This is a genomic window from Cupriavidus sp. SIMBA_020 (assembly GCF_046535395.1).
Classification (GTDB): Bacteria; Pseudomonadota; Gammaproteobacteria; order Burkholderiales; family Burkholderiaceae; genus Cupriavidus; species Cupriavidus campinensis.
Window position 1 is genome coordinate 1 of the sequence record NZ_JAWRWU010001398.1, and the last position, 245, is coordinate 245.

1 pseudogene is annotated in these 245 nt (G+C 80.4%); it reads right to left on the reverse strand.

The window, feature by feature from the left end:
* Window positions 1-245 (reverse strand): annotated as a pseudogene (locus SB751_RS34115) (DNA polymerase Y family protein); the annotation flags it as partial.

A 245-nucleotide genomic window follows, 5' to 3' on the forward strand; every position in this document is an offset into this window, starting at 1 on the left:
GCGTCCAGCGCTTGCAGCAGATCGGGCGCGCTGCGCCGTTGCAGGCCGGCGCGCGGCAGGGCGCGCAGGTCGGCCAGGGTGTGGCAGCCGATGTCGTTGAGCCAGTCCAGGCGCGGCCGGGCCTGGGGCAGCAGGGCCACGGGCAGGGCGTCGAGCCGGCGCGCCAGGGTGCGCGGGGTGAGCACCCGGCGCGGCGGCCGACGTCCGCCGCGGTGTGCCAGCAGCCAGGCGCCGGCGGCGGTGGG